Raw genomic sequence first — 20,086 nt, 5'->3', positions numbered from 1 at the left:
TATGTTTAATGAAAATCAGGTTTTTGAAACGATGAAAGATTGGATTCTTACCATGAAAGATCTGGAGGAAGATCAAATTACTCCGAATGCTGATTTCAGGCAACTTGGCTTTGATAGCCTCGATTTTGTAGAGTTTCAATTCAATATACAAAAAGATTATAATATTGAGTTAAAACCCGAGTTATTGACATCTCAGAAAATAACTAATTTACATCAGCTAATCCAATATATTATTTCCGAGTCAGAATTGAATAATACAGACAGTAGATCACTCGATGTTTAGGCAGCGGGAACGTTTTTATTCCACTGTCCGGCGATAGTCACGGCTGTGACGGCAGTTTTAATACAATTCAGACAACCCAAAACCCGGCGAAAAAAGTATCATTTGACGCTTATTTTCGCCAAAAACAGAATTTAGTCCCCTCCTCTCTGTTCGCTACGCGGTGTTCGCCATCAGATAATATTAGTGATAGGTCTCAATTATCCCGATTTATCGGAGGTCATGCGGTTCTATTCTATATAAGCCATAAATCAATAAGGTATAAAAATATCGACCAGCCGATGATCCCACCGCCAGACTGGCCAGATTGAACAAGAAGATTACCTATATCGCTAAATTTGGCCCTTGGGGGGGTTACAGCTATCTGGAATTACGGCTTCAGGCCGCCAGACAATTAATGTTGCTGATGACAGTGCTAGAACCTTTATTCATGATATGAAAAAGACGACTGGATTAAAACATGATGACATCAATAAAGATCTGATTGTGAAAGAAATCCAACAGAAAAATTTTCTCGATGCTTTATTATTTTCCGATAACACGAAAAAAATACAGCCTCACTCCTGTTATTACAAAGGATATAACCAAGAACTCAACCAGAGATATGCTTGTTTTCTCACGAGAAAACTGCTTGAAGATGGAAATGCTCATTACAGATATGATTTTTTAATTCTCACATGGAAATTATCCTAATGATTAACATCATAGGTGGAGTAAGTTAATATGATATTTAAAGCGAGTAAAGTTAAATTATGGCTTATATGCTTTCGGTTAAGAAATAAAAAATAGCGATGTAATTACTATGACCAGCCTAAGTTTGTTGAATGTAATTTAAAAGATTATTACCATTATTTTTCTTACACACCTGGTTTAATAAAATCATACAGATATTGAACACCACAGGCTTTACCTATCACCTCAACCAAATAACCAATGCATATTGCTTCCTGACCAAGAGGTCTTACACTGTGTCAATCAGTGGAGCCACAGAAGAATAGGACGCTATGTTACCCACTCACGAATATGCCAACGATCTGATTCTTTTTGTATTAATTGTCGATTGCGGTTCGTTTAGTAAAGCAGCCGAAGCCGCCGGTATCACCAGTTCCGTGGTCAGTAAACGTATCGGCCGTCTGGAGAAATCTTTAGGTGCCCGCCTGCTTTATCGCACCACGCGCAGCCTGCGACTTACCGAAAATGGTCAGGTGTTGTATCGCCATGCACGCGAAATCAGCACCAAAATTCAGGATGCTTTGTATGCGGTCAGTGAAAAAAGTGATGAGTTAGCTGGCGTTATTCGTATGTCAGTACCCACTATTTCTGGAGAATTACTGCTGAGCGAATGCGTGGCCGAGTTTTGTAGCCAACATCCTAATTTGAAGATTGAAATGCGGCTGGAAAACCGCTTTGTCGATCTGGTCAACGAAGGTATCGATCTGGCTATTCGCACCGGCACCATGCCTGACTCCAGCCTGATTGCGCGTCCTATTCTCGATTCTCGCTGGGTCATTGTCTGTTCACCCGGTTATTTGGAGCTGCATCCAGAACCTCGTTCGGCGAAGGAATTGCTTAATCATAATTGTCTGACTTACACCTATCAGGAAAGTGGTACAGCCAACTGGTTAATGAAACAACCCGGTAGCAGCGAAATCTATGAAATGCAGGTGAATGGAAATCTGTCAGTAAATAATGCCAGAGCCATTCGAAAAGCCGTTATCAGCGGTCACGGCATTGCTATGGTGCCGCGTTGTATGGTGTATGAAGATATTCAGGACGGAAAATTGATCGAAATTCTGGCTGGCCACTGCGGTAAAGTTTTGGGCGTTTATGCAGTTTATCCTTATACCCGTAATTTACCGTTGAAAACCCGCCTGCTCATCGAGCATATCATTACTTCCTATAAGAATATCAGCCACTATTTTTGAAAATATCATCTGATTACCCCATTTTCCCGCTAGATTCCCCCCGATGATTAGGCCATTTTTGGATATAGTCTATGGCCTAATCCTGCCTAATTAATGTGAACCAACACATTCCTCACACAAAACAAACAATCTAACAATCTGATTATTAAAAGTTATTTGAAAATAAATTTCCTGAATGGATTGTTGAATTATGCCTAAATTTCACACTAATTAATTGTTGCGAAAATGCAGCGTAGTACATCTGCAAAGGTTGCGATTAGAATAATAATGTTTAGCTAATTAACCTTTTGGCTACATCTCTATCCATCTAAAAAAATAATAACCCTGAGGATGATATGTCCCTTTTTTTTAGTATTTCTCCAATCGTTCTGTTGATTTGGATGATGACCAGGCGTAACGGAATCCCATCCTATATCGCTCTGCCACTGACCGCCGTCGTGGTTTATTGCGTGCAATTATTCTGGTTCAACAGCGCGCCGCTGTTGCTGCACGCCAATATTATTACCGCGCTAGTTTCCGTATTTACCCCTATCACCATTATTGCTGGCGCAATTTTGTTGAATAAGCTGATGCAGGTTAGCGGCGCAGAAAACGTGGTACGTAACTGGCTGGAAAATATCAGCCCTAACCCAGTTGCTCAGCTGATGATTATCGGCTGGGCATTTGCATTCATGATTGAAGGTGCCAGCGGATTTGGCACACCGGCTGCCATCGCGGCACCAATACTGGTTGGGCTGGGATTCAACCCTCTACGCGTAGCCTTATTGACGCTGATTATGAACTCGGTGCCGGTATCATTCGGTGCCGTCGGCACGCCTACCTGGTTCGGCTTCGCTAACCTCGGTCTTTCCGATGAAAGCCTGCTGGAAATCGGCCGTCAAACCGCACTGATTCATTTTGTCGCCGCTTTTGTCATCCCATTGCTGGCATTACGTTTTATCGTTTCTTGGCAGCAAATTCGCGGCAACCTGATTTTCATCTATCTCAGCGTATTGAGCTGCACTCTTCCCTACCTACTGCTAGCGCAAGTTAACTATGAATTCCCCGCATTGATAGGCGGAGCTATTGGTCTAGCGCTTTCAGTATTGTTGGCACGTATGGGAATCGGGCTAACCCGAACGGATAGAAAAGATACGGCAACGGCAGTTCCTTTCTTGCAGGTGATCAAAGCCATGACACCGACCTTGCTACTCATTGCCATTTTGATTGTCACCCGCATTCATCAGCTAGGGCTAAAAGCGTTACTCAATAATACGGCTACGCTATGGCAAGGCAGCTTAGGCTGGCTAGGTGAGCTAAGCATCAGTAAGGCATTGATTATCAACTTACAACAAGTGCTGGGAACCTCTGCAGCTGCGGGTTACAAAACCCTGTATGTCCCGGCGCTGATACCTTTCCTGTTAGTGGTTCTGCTGTGTATTCCGCTATTTAGGCTGAGCGGCACACAGGTTAAACATATGTTTAGCGAAACCGCATCACGGATATCCAAACCGTTTATTGCCCTCTTCGGTGCGCTGGTAATGGTCAATATGATGATGCTGGGCGGTGACAACGCTCCCGTCATTTTAATTGGTAAAGAGTTAGCAGCTATTACCGGCGAGAGTTGGCTCATGTTCTCTTCATTCCTTGGGGCGTTAGGTTCGTTTTTCTCCGGTTCGAACACCGTGTCTAACCTGACTTTCGGCGGGATTCAGCAATCCATAGCGCTGAGCAGCGGGCTGAATGTCAATCTAACCCTGGCACTACAATCCGTAGGTGGAGCCATGGGTAATATGGTGTGCCTGAACAATATTATCGCCGTTTGTTCGATTTTAGGCCTCAGTAACGCCGAGGGGAAAATCATCAAAAAAACGCTTCTGCCCATGCTGGTTTACGGTGCGATAGCCGCAGGAATGGCAGTGATTCTGGCTCCCTGAGAGTAAAAATTAAGTTAACGTTTCAAACTAAGGTACAGATCATGATTATCTCCGCTTCAACCGATTACCGGGCCGCAGCACAGGCTAAACTTCCGCCTTTTCTGTTCCACTATATTGACGGTGGAGCCAACGCGGAGCATACGTTAAGGCGTAATACCGAAGATTTAGCCGGTATTGCACTGCGGCAGCGCGTGTTAAAAAACATGTCCGAGCTGAGTCTGGAAACCAGATTATTCGATGAAACTTTGTCAATGCCGGTTGTTTTGGCACCGGTTGGTTTAACCGGCATGTATGCACGCCGTGGCGAAGTGCAGGCGGCACGAGCGGCGGCTAAAAAAGGGATCCCATTTACCCTATCCACCGTTTCGGTTTGCCCGATAGAAGAAGTGGCACCGGCTATAGATCGGCCTATGTGGTTCCAGCTTTACGTCTTAAAAGACCGTGGTTTTATGCGGAATGCGCTTGAACGAGCCAAAGCTGCCGGAGTGAAAACGCTAGTATTTACCGTAGATATGCCGGTTCCTGGCTCGCGGTACCGCGATGCTCATTCCGGCATGAGCGGCCCAAATGCGGCAGCCCGCCGTATTTTGCAGGCCATGACTCATCCGCAATGGGCATGGGACGTCGGAATATGCGGCAAACCGCACGATTTGGGCAACGTATCGGCCTATCGCGGTACGCCGACCAATCTGGAAGATTATATCGGCTGGATTGGGACTAATTTCGATCCTTCAATTTCATGGAAAGATCTGGAGTGGATTCGAGAATTCTGGCAAGGCCCTATGATTATTAAAGGTATTCTCGATGCGGAGGATGCCAAAGACGCGGTTCGATTTGGTGCCGATGGTATCGTGGTTTCCAACCATGGTGGCCGCCAGTTGGACGGCGTACTTTCTACCGCCCATGCTCTGCCAGCCATTGCTGACGCGGTAAAAGGCGATCTGAAAATATTCGCAGATTCGGGAATTCGCAGCGGTCTGGACGTGGTTCGAATGATTGCGCTGGGAGCTGACAGCGTGATGCTGGGCCGCGCTTTTGTTTATGCTTTGGCTGCCGCCGGTGAAGCCGGTGTCGCTAATTTGCTGGAGCTATTCGATAAAGAAATGCGCGTAGCGATGACGCTCACCGGAGCGAGAAATATTGCAGAAATCGGCGCAGGTTCTTTAGTTAAAAACGCCCTTTAAAGCCAAAAGGCCACTCTGATAATAAGGAGTGGCCAGAAATTCCGAACGCAGAAACCCTATATATTTGGATAATATTCCAGAGGGAAAATCTCAGAAAATAAATATATTATTGGGATTGGTTCTCTTATTATCTTATCAGGCTGTAGCCACTTCTTTTTATAACGAAGAGGATGCATTAAGAGTGCATTTAAGAAACGGTCTTCGGCAGGGGAACGCCCCAGTACTGGCAGTGAGAAAGATATTTATGCCTGAGTTCAGGGGCTGCGCTGGAATATAGTAGTCAATACTTAGAGGATATCATTGGTGCAGATATCGGCGGGTTTTATGTTTATAAATTGCGTCGGGAATGCTGTACCACGCTATCAACGAGAATTAGCCAAATAATACAACGCTGAAATCGAGGTCGTTTCCCTAATACTCTCGCGACAAATCTACCCCGGCAGGGAAATAAAAGAGAGCTATAGCGCTCTCTTTTATCATTGAAGCCTTAAGCACTATTACTGATTGGGTTTTTCAGTAATGTAATAAGATATCTGAACATCAGAAAATCCGTTGGCAAGCCCGTTAGCTATCTTTTTATCTATCGCGGTGCCCGAATTGATCAAAGCGCGACCATTTTCACTATAAAGAATATTTTTCCGCTCAGCATCGGTGTAAGTGGTACATTCTTTATAAACCGTATCGAACATATTGTTATATATACTCACCGCCTCTTGCATATTTTTTAGTGCGTCAGGCTTGAGGAAGTTGCTGTTTTCATTAGCCACGGCGGCAGGGTGCAGCAGGAAAGAAGCTCCTTTCATTGATAGACGTTCCGCACCAGCGCAGTAAAATAAGGTTGCAGAGGAACCGACCATAGATAAATTCACCGTAGTAACCGGGACCGGTGAGCTTTTAATCGCCTCATAAGCCATATAGCCACTGTCCATATCACCACCATAACTATTGATGTAGACATAGATTTTTTTCAGTTTTGGGTAATTAGCATTGATTTCATCGAGAACAGAGATGAATTCTACGGTCTTATTTTCCGTCACATCGCCGGAGTACAGCACCTTGGCATATTCTATATTGCCCGGTTTGATATTGTTTTTTTTGATTACCGCAATATCCGCAAATGATTGCAGCGGGAGAAAACTCAAGGACAATACCGAGAGAGTTTTAAATAAAATACCAGACATAAGATTCCTTTCTATTGATAGATGACCGGTGAGTATTATTTTATTTTACCGCGTAACAATGCAATTTTTTTCTTACCGCAGTTTATGCTTTGTGTAGCCTTGGGTAAATTTAATCCGCAGAATATCTGAGGGAAACTCGCCTCAATCAGCATGAAAAGGAAAAGAATCAGCCTATTTTTGATATAAAAAAGCCGGAGAAACGATCGCTCTCCGGCTAGCATCATTGGTACGTTTAAAACCAATCAGTGGACAGCTTCGGCCACGGGTTCCAGTTTCATTTCGGTTTTAACTTCAGCTTCAACCACTGGCTGCGGCGCTAAATTATCCAACTGCAATACGGTGCTGGTATAGCCCAGAATTTCATTGGTCATTTCCACGTTGCCATTCAATTTCTGGCCATAAGATGGAATAATTTGCTTTAATTTAGCCTGCCACGCTTCAGAAGCCACTTTATCTTTGAAGGTGGTTTCAAGCAGGTGCAACATAATTGGCGCAGCGGTTGAAGCCCCCGGTGATGCGCCCAGCAATGCGGCAATAGTCCCATCCTGAGAGGTGACCACTTCAGTACCCAGACGCAGAACGCCGCCTTTCTCTTCATCTTTTTTGATGATTTGTACGCGTTGACCGGCAATCCACAGTTTCCAATCTTCTTGCTTCGCTTCCGGGAAATATTCTTTCAGCGCTTCAAAACGATCTTCATCACTTAGCATTACCTGGCTGATTAAGTATTTAACCAGGTCGAAATTATCTATGCCTACATGGGTCATCGGCATGATATTAGAGAAGGTCATAGTACCGAATAAATCCCACAGAGAACCATTTTTCAGGAATTTACTGGAGAAAGTAGCAAAGGGTCCAAACAGCAGCACGCGTTTACCATCCAGCATACGGGTATCTAAATGCGGGACAGACATTGGAGGCGAACCAACAGCCGCTTTGCCGTATACCTTGGCTAAATGACGCTGCACAATTTCCGGATTATCGGTAACCAGGAATTCGCCGCCCACCGGGAAACCGCCGTAATTATCTGCTTCCGGAATTTCTGACTTTTGCAGTAATGGCAATGATGCGCCACCGGCACCAATAAAGACGAATTTGGCCTTCACCGTACGTTCTTTGCCATCATTTTTTAGATCGGCAACGGTAACACTCCAGGTCTTATCCGCATTACGTTTAATATCACGAACTTCATGACCCAGACTTAGGGAGAAATTATCGCTTTTCGACAATGCATCAACTAACTGATGAGTAATCTCACCAAAGTTTACATCGGTACCAATTGGCATCCGGGTAGCGGCGATCTTTTGTTTAGGATCGCGCCCTTCCATTACCAAAGGTATCCATTTTTTAATTTGCTCAGCATCTTCAGAATATTCCATACCGTGGAATAACGTACTTTGCTGTAAGGCTGCGTGGCGTTTGCGTAGGAAATTAACGTTATCGTCACCCCATACAAAACTCATATGCGGAACGCTATTAATAAATGAACGGGGATCGTGCAGGACGTTATTTTTTACCTGATAGGCCCAGAACTGACGAGAAATCTGGAAAGCTTCATTAATCTCAATAGCTTTCGCTGTTTCAATAGAACCATCGTCTTTTTCTGGCGTGTAGTTCATTTCAGCTAATGCAGAGTGGCCAGTACCGGCGTTATTCCAGCCATTTGAGCTTTCGCTGGCTACGCTATCCAAACGCTCGAACATATCGATTGACCATGTTGGCTCAAGCTCTTGAATATAGGTGCCTAGCGTTGCACTCATGATACCGCCGCCGATTAATACAACATCTACGGTTTTTCCATCTTCTGCTGCGGCTTGTTTGGTTACGGCAAACAAGTTCAAACAGAAAATTATGACGAGTAGTTTTCTCATTGAATTACATCTCTATTTGTTTGTTTTTTAATCTATGCAGGTGAAAATTTAAGTCTGTGACCTGGTGGTGAAGCTAAATTCCACTAATGACAAAATGAATAACTATTTTTGCTCACTATGATTTTAGATAACAAAAAATATACACAGCATTAGTAGGGAATCAGTCAAACTTCAACTTTTCCAGATTAATATAACATTAATGTTACGTCTTATTGTGATTATTTTAATTATTAAAAAATAGTGACACTAACTCAGCGGATATAAGTTCAATAATTAATCAGCAGTAAAACCGATAAATTTGGATTAAGGTATAGTTTTATGTCTTTTATTAGCCATTAGGCAAGAAGCAATACATTAGACATCTGTCTTGAAATGATTGATTTGCATTCAGAATAATCTCACAATTCACAAATCAATATTAGAAATTATCAAATGGATATTAGGTATGTTTCACATCAAAAATTGAGGTATATAGCCCCATACTGATTAAGATTATCTGTATCTCAATCAGTATGGGGAGTCTTTATCAGATAACGTGATAATTAACATTCTAACTTTATGATTAACCGTAATTATTTAATTAAAAAATATCACGATTAATTTTCGTCAACTACCCCGTAAAATGATATTCCCAGCCAATGGCTTGTTACCTGTCTGTAAAGCAATTGGCTGTTTCACTGTCTCGGTTCTATTCGCCTGCCAGCATCGTTCTGATGATAGTTCCAGCTTCTTTTTGTGGCAATCGCAATACATTGCCGTATAGCTCAACAGCCATATCGCAGACCTTTTTACGGTCCACATTGGCAGCGGTCGGATTACTCAGCATCAGTAAATCATCACCATATTTCTGATGCAATTTCTGCACAATGGCTTCCAGTTGGCTTTTATATTGCTCATTCTCTGGTTTTATTGGCTTTCCGGTTGATGCTGTAAACAGGTTGTTCAACGCTTCCAGATCGCGTTGTACTAAAGTGGCGGGTAATTCTTTTACCGTATTAACGCCGCCTTCAACCTGTGGATAAAGCGCTTTGTAGCAAAGCTGATGAGTTTTGTCATTTTCCTGATAAAAATGAAGCTCATCCAGAATAATGTTCATATATTCAACAACATTCTTATCCGGAGCGCTTTGAATTTTACTTACCGTCAGCAAGGCGACCGATTGCTTAATTTCATCAATAATGTCTTGTTCTGAGCTACCGCCAGATTTTAAGGCAACCAGACGGTTAACCAGATTAGTATATAGCGTAGGGTCTTGCTGCTTTATTGTTTGGTAAACAGCAAATTTCCCTAGAGAATATTCCACTTCAGCACGATCGATATTCTGGTTAATATACTTATAATAAAAAAAATTACCAATTATAATAGGGATGATAACCAACATAACTCCAGAAAACTTACCTATCTTTCCATTTTTCTTTAACAGCGAAGCCACGCCTGCCAATACAGCGCCTATTACCGCTGATATTGCTATTTCATTCCAGTTCACGCCCTACTCCCTTACACAGTGAAAATGTTGATATATCCATAACGTAAAAATCGTGCACCCGCAGGTGCGTAGACTGTACTTATACCAAGCAGCCCGCTGGCGATTAAACAATCGCTTTCGAATATATTCTACTTTTTCGAACGTGGCTAATGTCTGAATATAAAAAAGATAACTGAGTATGCATTTATCCTAATCACAATATAGATCGAGTTTTTTCACTAAGAATTCAGAAAAGGATAAATATGGCGGGGTAACACGTAATCACTAATATCCATAAAACAAAAAACCCCGCCGTAGCGAGGTCTCAAGGTGTTGGTATTCTCATCGAGAACTAAATTGTCTGCTCCGGCATGGCCATCATCGCTATCGCAATTTCCCAACTATAAACGCAGCCTAAGCTGGGTTTACTTACAGCGCAACAACGTTAACCGCTGAAGGGCCTTTTTGGCCTTGTTCGATGCTGAACTCAACGTTCTGGCCTTCGTCCAAAGTTTTATAATCGCTGCTCTGGATTGCAGAAAAATGTACGAATACATCTTTGCTGCCGTCAGCAGGAGAAATAAAACCAAAACCTTTACCAGCATCAAACCATTTAACTAAACCAGTCATTTTAGTAGACATAGGGGTATTTCCTTCATTATTTTTTGAGCCAACATATGGCAAAGAGGTCTGCTTATCAGTAATTACTTATGGGGGCACTAAAGAAGGAAATTCGTCGGAGAAGTGATGTCTAAAAATATCGCTTTAACTAGGAACTGCTTTACTTAAATGGCTTACATAAATAGGTCTGTGTTACAAACCGATGCGCTTATTAACGCACGGCAGCCTTTTTATAGCAAGACTTATTTCCCAAAGGCATAACCCATGGGTAAAAAGTAAACCACATCCAAAGCACCGATTTATGATAAATATCTATACTCGCTGGTTTCGAGTAACCCATTCAGCTAAGTGCAAGGTGAGATAAATTCTAGCGGATGAGGTTAAGGGGAGATTTAGTTATACTGCCAATGATAATCGGGATATGCCAAGGGAGAAACAATGACAATGCGCGAGCTGGAAGTGAAGTTTCTTAGTGCAATGAATGAGTTGCAGTCAACGTTCGAGAAACAGCATCAGGTATGGCAGGAAAGCTATGAAGCGTTGCAACACGCCTTGGAACAGTCAAAAGCCCGTGAAGCAATCCTAAAAACACAAAATGATTTACTGCTGAAAAAGTTGAGCCAGGCTAATTCGTTGCCGGAACAACATCAGCTAGTAAAGCAAATCAAAATGTTAGGCGCACATCTCGATGCATTAGCCAAAGACGCCGCTTCTTTTAACCGTCATTTGAACTCTGTGCAGCAATCTCAAGGAAATTTTGGCGGCGAACATCGCTAAGCTTTGCCAAAAGGTCAGATTTGCGACGAGAATGCTACTCGATTAATTATTCTAAGTTGATGAAAGATATAATAATGACATGGATAATCATTGCTGTACTCATTGTAGTTTTTATTGTGGGTTACCGAGTCTTAACGTCTGATACACGAAAAACCGTAGATACTTTAGCTACTTTGTTGAAGATAAAACCGATTTATATCGAATCGATGCTGCAAGAAATGGGAAACCGTCAAACGCAAATGTTTATCCGATCCATCAGCAATGGTTATGCTGAGGATGTGCGAAAAGCTGCCTATCTTATTTTTATTTATCAAACTTTTATCAAAGACGCTTCCGATGAAAACGTGGCGCAATGGCGCAATACGTTGCTGCGGGCGCATATTCCGCCAACGCTAACTTCAGAGCATACAGAAGCCGCTTTGTTCTATTTTGCTGAATTGGATATAGACGCCTTCGAACTGGCTCAATTCAGGCGCACCTACAATATGAATTTCAACCAGGAATCAGACGCCGTATTGCATTGATTGGATGGATACGGCGCGCCAGATTTTTGCTTGAGGCTATTTCTGCCGATTAGGGCAAAAAAGTCATTGAAGTATAAAGCTATTGGAACATGCTATGCAGGTAGCGTTGCAGTAATTCCCGCGAACTGAAACCGTGAGAAATACCATAACGCTCTTCGGCCTCTCCCGCCAGATAGAGCGGAAACTCATGGTACTTATCACTGATACGAATGGGAGCGGTAGGCGTGGCAAACAGCAGACTTCTATCTTTCAGCGCAGGATGGATAACCAGTGCAGTTCTCCCCATGCGTGCTTCCCGATTAACATACACATAGTGAATGCCCTTTCGATAGCCATAGGCCTGTTCGACCACATAATCTCGCTCAAACCCAGAGTTTTCCAGGACTTTCGCCACTTCATCTGGTCTTAAATACATTTATTATCCCTCCTTCCGACAGCAATTGGAGCGACCTTACCGCAATAAATAAGGGAAATAACCTATTTATTGCCTCAAACAGGTTATTTCAGAATAGTCTACATGGAGAGTGGTTTTGCTGCGCCAAAGGCAATGACTGTGTGGCGATCTACGTTTCATGCTTGGTAAAACTTTTGGCTTTTAAGCTGACTTCATTTTTACGCTAAGGCGAAGAAAATCGATAAATGCCCTGACTTTTTCCGATACATGCTGAGTATTAGGATACAGGGCATAAACCCCCTGCTCCGGAAAACGATACTGAGGCAATACCTGCTGCAACAGCCCGCTGACTAAATCCTCCGCCACCAGCCATTCCGGTAACAACGCGATGCCCGCACCTTTTCGGGCAAATACCTGTAGTGAAGCCGAGGTATCGGCCAAAACTTTAGGCTGCTCGGTAACATCCAACAGTTGCCAGCCGTTATCCGGCCCTTGTACCTGCCACGTCAACGGCGTGGCAAGACGGCTATGGGCAACCCACTGCGCCTGCCGCAAATCCTCTAAACAACTTATTTTGTGACTACGTAAATACATCGGTGAAGCCACAGGTAATATAGGGAATGTTTCGATCAATGCGGCTCGATAGCTGGAATCAACCAGTTGTCCAAGGCGAATAGCCACATCAAAACGTTCAGAGATCAGATTGGCATGCTGCGAAGAACAAGCATGCTGGATGGTCAAATGCGGATGCTGGCGCATAAAGGCCGCCATAATAGGAACCAAAGTACGAATACCGTATTCCGGCGTAGTAGTAATACGTAAAGTTCCGCTGAGAGTACCGTGGCCGCGTCGGGCATCTTCTACTGCAAATTCAGCATCTTGTAACAAACGCTGGCAATGCTGATAAAAACGTTCGCCTACCTCCGTCACCGCCAGGCGACGCGTCGTCCGAATCAGTAAAGCAACGCCAAGCTCAGCTTCTAATTGCTTGATATTGAAGCTCACCACCGCACGCGTCTGCCCTAAAATATCTGCCGCCGCAGTGAATGACCCCGCATTCACTACCGCAACAAAAGTACCCAATCGATGCAAACTGACCATGCATTGCCGCCCAGATTGTCAAAAAATTTTTACCAGTGTAATCGCATTGTGCGGATTTATCAGCCATAGCCTCGGAGATACACTCCCCGCCTTCAATCGGAGGCTCCAATGGCATACCGTACTAAAGTTGCAATCGTCTATTTACTCGGATTTTTTGTTGATCTGATTAACATGTTTATCGCCAATGTGGCTTATCCGGATATCGCCCGCAGTTTGCACGCCAGTATCAGTCAATTAGCCTGGGTAAGCACGGGCTATATTCTGGGGCTGACTCTGGTTATTCCCTTGAGCGCCTGGCTGACCAAAACGGTAGGTGCACGGCGTACCTTCCTACTTTCTTTACTGTTATTTTTACTTGCTACCGCCGCAGCCGGAACCGCAGGTTCTATCGAGTTATTGATCGTATGGCGAGTATTACAAGGATTTGGCGGAGGCTTATTAATTCCGATAGGTCAGACGTTAACTTATCAATATTATCGTCCCGATGAACGAGCCGGTCTCTCTTCCGTCATTATGTTGGTTGGCCTGTTAGCTCCGGCGCTATCACCGGCGGTTGGCGGCTTGATTGTCGATGCCTTAGGCTGGCGTTGGATATTTTATCTTAATCTGCCCCTTGCGCTGTTAGCACTCACTCTCTCCATTATCTGGTTAAAACCAGAGGAAAGGAAAACCGAACAATCGCCGTTGGATATCGCAGGTTTATGTTCAGGTTCGGCGGTATTAATTCTATTACTACTGGGATTAAGCCGTTTGAGTGAACCAGAACACGGAATTTCTGGCGCTCTGTTAGTGGTTTTAGGCCTTATCATGTTGAGGGGGTTTATTCGTCACAGTGTGGCTCATTCTCAGCCAATTCTTAATTTGAGTTTGATTAAAGAGCCGCTGATGCGTATCTCAATGCTGGTTTATCTGTTTATTCCCGGTATTTTCATCGGCGTTAGCATGATTACCATGCTGTACCTACAAAATATATTGGGGATGAGTGCCTCACAGGTTGGATTACTGATGATTCCCTGGTCCATTGCGGCTTTTATTGCCATTACTTTAACGGGAAAAATCTTTAACCGAATCGGGCCAAGACCACTGTTTATCTGCGGTTGTCTGACACAAGGGATTGGTATGTTACTACTAACCAACATCGTTCAGGCGGAACAACTGCCATCGATGTTCATCGCCTTTGCCTGTATGGGGTTTGGCGGCAGCTTGTGCAGCTGTACCGCACAAAGCACCGCTTTTTTGCATACAGAAACACGTCATTTGGCCGATGCCAGCGCACTTTGGAACATCAATCGACAAATGGGCTTCGGCTTTGGCGTTGCCTTACTTAGCCTGCTACTCAATTTAATGTTGGCGCTAAAAGGCGTTGGCGCACTGGATAACCCCGCGCTACGCCAGCCAGCAACGCAGGCTTTTCACTGGTGTTTTTTACTCGCGGCAACATCGGCTTTATTACCCCTATGGCTATCCAGCCGTATGACTAATACGTCTATTTTACGTGATTTACGCAATCGTTAAGCCTTCATCAAACAGGAATCAATATGAATAACGCCAACCCCTATTTTGGTCTCATCAGCAGCACCCACCAGCTTATCGAACAGTGGTTTAGCGGTAGCGATACTTGCCCGGAGGTTTGTGAGCATTTACTCGGGGACTTTTCACCCCAGTACACCATGATCACCCTGACCGGTCACTCGTTGGATTATTCCGCTCTATGCCACTTTTTTCGGGCACAGTCTGCGGCTAAGCCGGGGTTAACTATTCGTCTTTCCGAAATGACACTGATTCAGGAAAACTCGCAAGGCGCAGTGGTCAGTTATCTGGAACAGCAAAAAATGCCTCATCAACCGATACATCGTCGTTTATCAACGGCGATTTTCGATAAAACAACGGACGGCAAACTGCTGTGGCGGCATTTACACGAGACTTTGGCGGGATAATATCCGCGGGAGATGAAAATTCGGACGGTAACGATCTCAAAGGAAAGCAGGTAACCTATTCGGTATTTGAATCATTCCCAGCGGATAGAAACGAAAAACACCCGGAAGAACCGGGTGTTGAGGTTTGGCAAACCTGGAGACAACTGTAATCAGAAGTGCTTATGCTGCTGGAGTTGCTGCTGGAGCAACGGCGGCTTTCTTAGCTGATTTGTGGTGTTTTTTCGCGGCTTGTGCTTTCTGAGCCGGAGCTTTTTTTACGTGTTTTTTAGCAGCCTGCGCTTTCTGAGCCGGTGCTTTTTTCTCGTGTTTTTTAGCGGCCTGTGCTTTCTGAGCCGGTGCTTTTTTCTCATGTTTTTTAGCGGCCTGTGCTTTTTGTTCAGTGGTTTTCTTGGTCGCTTGATGTTTTTTGTGGCTGGTTGCCTTGGCCGGAGCCGCTTTCTCTGCCGCAGGAGCCGCAGCGGTGGTACCAGTAGCAACAGGCGCTGGTGCAGCAGCTGTTTCAGCAGCGAAAGCAACAGAAGACATACCCATAGTTGCAGCAACGATCAGCGCTAATACTTTTTTCATTTGTAATTCCTCAGAGTTTGTTTCGCTAAGCCCTGTCGGGCCGTTGAAAGAATCATAGAGGAAGCTATTTTTCCTTTCCGTGAGTCATTGGTTTCGTTAAGTAACCAAATGTACAACCTGGCACTAATGCTGATTTTCACGCTTCATCGAGCATCTAACAGACGATATATTCTTTTACAAAAGCAAAATTCGTCGACAATATTTATCCGCCATAACTTATATGTAGTAATAATAATTCAGTGCAGCTCGTCTCACTGTATCCTCTGGGTAAAATGCGGCGGAGCAAGGGAAAAACAGGATTTACCACCTGTTGATATCAATAGCAGGGATCACCCCATCATGATTGCGAACATTAAACTTACGCGAACCTCAGTCGCCGGCGCTATGCTGACCGCTCTGCTAATGACAGCTCTATTAGCCACCCTTATCTGGCATTGGTCTGATTTTGTTCAATATTGCATTAACCTACAGATATATATGCATCGTTATCTAGTGATGTATCTGCTTCAGCAACAAAATAATCAGAACGGAGCCGGGCTGATGCTGGTTCTGTTTAGCTTTACCTACGGTTTTTTACACGCCGTCGGGCCTGGGCATGGCAAGTTTGTTATTACGACCTATTTGTCTACCAATCGCGAAAAAGCCAACACCAGCCGCTTAATCACTTTCCTCGGTAGTATGATGCAAGGCGTTGTTGCTATTTTGTTCGTGCTGATTCTGGCAGTCTTTTTTAATCTCTCAATGGGAGATTTGAGCCTCAGCCGCTATTTTGTCGAGAAAGGCAGTGCGGTCTTTATTATGTTGTTCGGCGTAGTCTTAATGCTACGCGCTTCAGGCATTAGCCTATTCCGCCTTTATAAGAAAGAAAAGCGCCTCGCCATTCACCAAATAATTCCTCTTCCCGCTATAGGCATCAGTAAATTGCCTATAGCGTCCTCCTCTTCCCATCAGCAAGTCGACTGCGGCTGCGGCCATAAGCATATGCCACTAGCAGAAGAACTGAATGGAGATTGGAAAAATTACCTTTGGGTCATCGCCTCAATTGGCATTCGCCCCTGTAGCGGTGCCATCCTGATTTTAGTTTTTGCGAATGCAGTAGGCATGTTTACCTGGGGTGTTATTGCCGCAATGAGCATGGCGCTGGGCACATCACTATCAATAATGATCGTCGCAACGCTGGTTTATCATGCCCGCGAAAAATTTATCTCTAGCCACGGTCAGTTACTGGCGGGGAAACTGATTCATGCGTCACGAATTGCCACGGTAATAGGCGGATTTATATTAATACTGTTTGGTTTGGTACTGTTCAGCTCAGTCATTCCTATTAGTGCCAGCGGGGATTTTATTGCCGCCGGCTGTTGATATAGCTCTTAGGATTCTTCTGTAAGCGGCTTTTATTAGCCAAAGTTATACTATGCTTAATGTCTACTAAGTAAAACGGAGAGCATAATGTTCAAGAAATCAGAGAAAGTTGAACGAAATATCGATCAAGATGTAAATCTGCTGGCAGATACTCTCGATGATGTCCTGCGCTCTTCCGGTGATAAAACCAAAGAAGAGCTGGAAAAAGTTCGTCAAAATGCAGAAGGCGTGCTGAGAGATGCCAGAGCGCGCTTTAGCGGTTCCACCTCACTGACCCAACATGCACGAGACGTCGTGGGCAACGCCGACAGCTACGTTCGTGACAAACCCTGGCAGGGCGTTGGTATTGGTGCCGCAGTCGGTGTCGTGCTCGGCGTATTATTGTCGCGTCGTTAGTCGCAGGCTAGCAGATAGCTCTTTTTTCGGCCCACTGCCTTTTGGACGTGGGTCGAATTGTTTTATCCGATCTTAGGCATCATTCTCTCTCCATAAGCCGAATAATCGATGCCAAACGAGATACTTGCCTTTTCGCGTCATCTGCTGACTGCAAATTGGTAAAGCCCAACAGTAATCCATTGCTACCAGAAATAGCTATTTGCCAATCAGAAAGTGCCTGTATCGCCAATCCCTGCTGATGCGCCAGCGTAGCCACCAGCCGATCGCTGTAATTCTTATCCAAACGTGCCAATAGCTGAATCCCGCCAGCCTGCTCTTCGACCTGCAAAATATCACCTAGCTGGCTCTCCAAAGCCGCCACTAACCATGCCCGCCGTTCAGGATACAAATGCCGCATTCGTTTCAAATGTCGGTAAAAATGCCCTTGACGAATAAATTCAGCCACGCTGGATTGAATCAGCACCGGCACGGTACAGGCGCGCAATCGACAACGCTGAGTAAACTTATCAACTAATTCCTTAGGCACCACCAAATAGGCTATACGTAATGCCGGAAACATTACTTTGCTAAATGTCCCGGCGTATAGCACCCGCCCCTGACGATCCAGACTTTTTAGCGACGGTAGTGGCCGACCTTGATAGCGAAATTCACTGTCATAATCATCCTCTACAATCCAGCTCTGCTGCTCAGCAGCCCACTCCAATAGCGCCAAGCGGCGCAGTAGACTCAGGGCAACGCCCGTTGGACTTTGATGTGCCGGGGTGACAATAGCAGCTCTGGCATCAGGCACTTTGGCTATAGCTGCACCCAGATTCATCCCTTCCGCATCAATCGGAATCGGCTCGTGGCGCAGCTTTGCCTCTCTGCATAACTGCTGAGTAACCGGATAGCCCGGATCTTCCAGCCAAACCGCATCCCCGGGAAGCAACAGCGTCGATATCGCCAAATCCAGCAGAGACTGATAACCGGAGCAGATAAAAACCTGTTCCGGTAAGCAATGGAATCCGCGGGAAAGCTGGAGATAACTGGCAATTGCCTCGCGTAAAACTGAGAGTCCGGTAGCTGGCGGATGCCCCAATGAAGCGCGAGTCGCGGCATGAGCCTGTCGATTAACAATTCGCGCCCACAGCCCATAGGGAAAGGCATCAAGGGCTGGTAGCCCCAGTTGAAAAGGTAGCGGACTTTCTGTTTCCAGAGCAAAAGCGTGGTTGATGTTAGCGGCTGGCCGCGGTTTTGACGGCTCGGCGGGGATTGGAGCGGTCACCCTTGGCAGTTGGTCTGATACATAAGTCCCTGATTGCCCTCGGCTTTGTAAATAGCCCTCTGCAATCAATTGAGCATAGGCATTTTCTACCGTTCCTCTGGCTACGCCCAGATCGCTGGCCAGAGCGCGAACCGACGGAACTCGGGTGTCTGGCAAGAGTATTCGTTGCGTTATGGCTTCTTTAAATCGCAGATAAATCTGGCGAAAAACAGGTTCATTTTGCTGACGATCAACCTGCAATTGAACGGGAATACTCATCATCATGACCCATAAAAAAAATCAAGTTATGCCACTATAGTATAGGTCATGGGGTTGGTAGAGTCGCTCTCAACGTCACTGCACTTGTAGAAGGTACTTTCCATGATCGAACAACGTCTTAATTACTCTCAGCTGTCCTCTTCCACCTATCAAGCACTCATGAATGCCTTGATGACGCTGGAAAATAGTTCTCTCGACAAATCCCTGATTGAACTGATTTTCATGCGAGTTTCACAAATCAACGGCTGTGCCTACTGCCTGAATATGCACGGGAAAGCCCTACGCGACAGCGGTGTCAGCCAAAGTAAAATCGATATGTTAGCCGGATGGCAGGTCAGCGGAGCATATAACGATGCCGAGCGCGCTGCACTGGCCTGGGCTGAATCCGTTACCCATATCGCGACAACCGGTGCGCCGGACAACGCTTTTGATTTATTGAAAAAATATTTTAGCGATACAGAAATTTCAGATCTGACCTTTACTATTAGCATCATGAATGCCTTTAACCGCCTGGCCGTTAGCTTGCGCCAGTAGTCTTTTTTCAGCCTTTTTCCAACCATTTACTGGAAAAATATTTTTTATTCCCGCCAGTTTGCCGCTAGCCCAAGGCTGGCGGCGCTTCGCTGTCTAATCATTCCAAAAACATCAAAACAACTACATATAGTGCGGTTGAAATAATAAAACTCTACATATAGTATTTGTTTGTCGCTCAGGGCAATACTGTCAGGGGGGATAAAGAGGGAGTCAGGCCGCGAGCGTTCTTCGCATTTCTGACTTATCCGCCTTACCTCAAAACAAAAGGTAAATGCGAATCATGAGCATTATTATTTACAGTAAGCCCGATTGTGTCCAGTGCAATGCAACCTATCGCGCCTTAGATCGTCATGGAATTAACTATCAGGTCATTGATCTTACGAATGATTCCCAGGCGCTCAACCATATTAAATCCCTCGGTTATCAGCAAGTGCCGGTCATTGTGGCGGGTGACAATCATTGGTCGGGTTTTCGACCGGATAAAATCAGTGCCCTGAGTCAAAACGTTGCGGTCTGACAGAGGTGACGA

At 44.8% G+C, this 20,086-nt stretch carries 21 protein-coding genes; 13 read left to right on the top strand and 8 right to left on the bottom strand.

The annotated features are described in order from the left end of the window. The first annotated feature begins 1 nt into the window (after nucleotide 1). The 5 genes from PL78_RS15070 (at nucleotide 2) to PL78_RS21190 (ending at nucleotide 5,467) form a co-directional block, all read left to right on the top strand. Nucleotides 2-283, top strand: a complete 282-nt coding sequence (locus PL78_RS15070; RefSeq protein WP_064516733.1) for an acyl carrier protein — start codon at nucleotides 2-4, stop codon at nucleotides 281-283. 1,001 nt (nucleotides 284-1,284) lie between these two features. Then, complete coding sequence (locus PL78_RS15060; protein ID WP_064516729.1) at nucleotides 1,285-2,205, top strand: LysR family transcriptional regulator; 921 nt, start codon at nucleotides 1,285-1,287, stop codon at nucleotides 2,203-2,205. A gap of 335 nt (nucleotides 2,206-2,540) precedes the next feature. Next, nucleotides 2,541-4,121 (top strand): L-lactate permease, encoded by a 1,581-nt coding sequence (locus tag PL78_RS15055; RefSeq protein ID WP_064516727.1) that lies wholly within the window; start codon nucleotides 2,541-2,543, stop codon nucleotides 4,119-4,121. 41 nt (nucleotides 4,122-4,162) lie between these two features. Next, a complete protein-coding gene (lldD, locus tag PL78_RS15050; protein WP_064516725.1) occupies nucleotides 4,163-5,305 on the top strand; it encodes an FMN-dependent L-lactate dehydrogenase LldD in 1,143 nt (380 codons plus the stop codon). 87 nt (nucleotides 5,306-5,392) lie between these two features. Further along, entirely contained in the window at nucleotides 5,393-5,467 is a 75-nt protein-coding gene (locus tag PL78_RS21190) for a lipoprotein (protein WP_476726597.1), read from the top strand. A gap of 335 nt (nucleotides 5,468-5,802) precedes the next feature. Here the strand turns inward: PL78_RS21190 and PL78_RS15045 are convergent, their stop codons facing one another. From PL78_RS15045 to cspE, 4 genes are all read right to left on the bottom strand, one after another. Beyond that, the gene (locus PL78_RS15045; protein ID WP_064516723.1) at nucleotides 5,803-6,486 is read right to left on the bottom strand and encodes an ATP-dependent Clp protease proteolytic subunit; all 684 of its coding nucleotides are present in this window, start codon (nucleotides 6,484-6,486) and stop codon (nucleotides 5,803-5,805) included. A 242-nt stretch (nucleotides 6,487-6,728) separates the two neighbouring features. Then, nucleotides 6,729-8,357, bottom strand: coding sequence for a malate dehydrogenase (quinone) (gene mqo, locus PL78_RS15035; RefSeq protein ID WP_064516719.1), 1,629 nt, complete (start codon nucleotides 8,355-8,357; stop codon nucleotides 6,729-6,731). A gap of 688 nt (nucleotides 8,358-9,045) precedes the next feature. Continuing rightward, nucleotides 9,046-9,843 carry a hypothetical protein gene (locus PL78_RS15030; RefSeq protein WP_064516717.1) on the bottom strand — a complete coding sequence of 266 codons (798 nt, stop codon included), beginning with the start codon at nucleotides 9,841-9,843 and terminating at the stop codon, nucleotides 9,046-9,048. Nucleotides 9,844-10,251: 408 nt separating this feature from the next. Continuing rightward, nucleotides 10,252-10,464: a transcription antiterminator/RNA stability regulator CspE gene (gene cspE / locus PL78_RS15025; RefSeq protein WP_049601991.1), complete on the bottom strand. Its 213-nt coding sequence runs from the start codon at nucleotides 10,462-10,464 to the stop codon at nucleotides 10,252-10,254. Between the two features lie 417 nt (nucleotides 10,465-10,881). Here cspE and PL78_RS15020 point away from each other — a divergent pair, with 417 nt between their 5' ends. Both PL78_RS15020 and PL78_RS15015 read left to right on the top strand, forming a co-directional pair. Beyond that, complete coding sequence (locus PL78_RS15020) at nucleotides 10,882-11,220, top strand: MbeD/MobD family mobilization/exclusion family protein (RefSeq protein ID WP_064516716.1); 339 nt, start codon at nucleotides 10,882-10,884, stop codon at nucleotides 11,218-11,220. A gap of 74 nt (nucleotides 11,221-11,294) precedes the next feature. Then, nucleotides 11,295-11,744, top strand: a complete 450-nt coding sequence (locus tag PL78_RS15015) for a DUF1198 domain-containing protein (RefSeq protein WP_049601985.1) — start codon at nucleotides 11,295-11,297, stop codon at nucleotides 11,742-11,744. Nucleotides 11,745-11,823: 79 nt separating this feature from the next. On the opposite strand, the gene PL78_RS15010 is transcribed toward PL78_RS15015, so the two are convergent. Both PL78_RS15010 and PL78_RS15005 read right to left on the bottom strand, forming a co-directional pair. Then, entirely contained in the window at nucleotides 11,824-12,159 is a 336-nt protein-coding gene (locus PL78_RS15010; protein WP_049601980.1) for a DUF2002 family protein, read from the bottom strand. 180 nt (nucleotides 12,160-12,339) lie between these two features. Further along, nucleotides 12,340-13,239, bottom strand: a complete 900-nt coding sequence (locus PL78_RS15005) for a LysR family transcriptional regulator (RefSeq protein WP_064516714.1) — start codon at nucleotides 13,237-13,239, stop codon at nucleotides 12,340-12,342. Between the two features lie 108 nt (nucleotides 13,240-13,347). Between PL78_RS15005 and PL78_RS15000 the strand changes: the two genes are divergently transcribed. Beyond that, the gene (locus tag PL78_RS15000; RefSeq protein ID WP_064516712.1) at nucleotides 13,348-14,754 is read left to right on the top strand and encodes a DHA2 family efflux MFS transporter permease subunit; all 1,407 of its coding nucleotides are present in this window, start codon (nucleotides 13,348-13,350) and stop codon (nucleotides 14,752-14,754) included. Nucleotides 14,755-14,777: 23 nt separating this feature from the next. Beyond that, a complete protein-coding gene (locus PL78_RS14995; RefSeq protein ID WP_064516710.1) occupies nucleotides 14,778-15,176 on the top strand; it encodes a hypothetical protein in 399 nt (132 codons plus the stop codon). A 159-nt stretch (nucleotides 15,177-15,335) separates the two neighbouring features. On the opposite strand, the gene asr is transcribed toward PL78_RS14995, so the two are convergent. Then, nucleotides 15,336-15,743 carry an acid resistance repetitive basic protein Asr gene (asr, locus tag PL78_RS14990; RefSeq protein ID WP_064516708.1) on the bottom strand — a complete coding sequence of 136 codons (408 nt, stop codon included), beginning with the start codon at nucleotides 15,741-15,743 and terminating at the stop codon, nucleotides 15,336-15,338. A 339-nt stretch (nucleotides 15,744-16,082) separates the two neighbouring features. Between asr and PL78_RS14985 the strand changes: the two genes are divergently transcribed. Together PL78_RS14985 and PL78_RS14980 are read left to right on the top strand one after the other, a co-directional pair. After that, the gene (locus PL78_RS14985; RefSeq protein ID WP_064516705.1) at nucleotides 16,083-17,105 is read left to right on the top strand and encodes a nickel/cobalt transporter; all 1,023 of its coding nucleotides are present in this window, start codon (nucleotides 16,083-16,085) and stop codon (nucleotides 17,103-17,105) included. Nucleotides 17,106-17,192: 87 nt separating this feature from the next. Next, nucleotides 17,193-17,501: an ElaB/YgaM/YqjD family protein gene (locus tag PL78_RS14980; RefSeq protein ID WP_064516703.1), complete on the top strand. Its 309-nt coding sequence runs from the start codon at nucleotides 17,193-17,195 to the stop codon at nucleotides 17,499-17,501. Nucleotides 17,502-17,580: 79 nt separating this feature from the next. Here the strand turns inward: PL78_RS14980 and pdxR are convergent, their stop codons facing one another. Further along, entirely contained in the window at nucleotides 17,581-19,029 is a 1,449-nt protein-coding gene (pdxR, locus tag PL78_RS14975; RefSeq protein ID WP_064516701.1) for a MocR-like pyridoxine biosynthesis transcription factor PdxR, read from the bottom strand. Between the two features lie 96 nt (nucleotides 19,030-19,125). Here pdxR and PL78_RS14970 point away from each other — a divergent pair, with 96 nt between their 5' ends. Together PL78_RS14970 and nrdH are read left to right on the top strand one after the other, a co-directional pair. Next, nucleotides 19,126-19,557 carry a carboxymuconolactone decarboxylase family protein gene (locus PL78_RS14970; protein ID WP_064516699.1) on the top strand — a complete coding sequence of 144 codons (432 nt, stop codon included), beginning with the start codon at nucleotides 19,126-19,128 and terminating at the stop codon, nucleotides 19,555-19,557. Nucleotides 19,558-19,837: 280 nt separating this feature from the next. Next, nucleotides 19,838-20,074 carry a glutaredoxin-like protein NrdH gene (nrdH, locus tag PL78_RS14965; protein ID WP_064516697.1) on the top strand — a complete coding sequence of 79 codons (237 nt, stop codon included), beginning with the start codon at nucleotides 19,838-19,840 and terminating at the stop codon, nucleotides 20,072-20,074. Nucleotides 20,075-20,086 lie beyond the last annotated feature (12 nt).

The organism is Yersinia entomophaga (assembly GCF_001656035.1).
GTDB lineage: Bacteria > Pseudomonadota > Gammaproteobacteria > Enterobacterales > Enterobacteriaceae > Yersinia > Yersinia entomophaga.
This window is presented reverse-complemented; position numbering and strand designations above follow the sequence as displayed.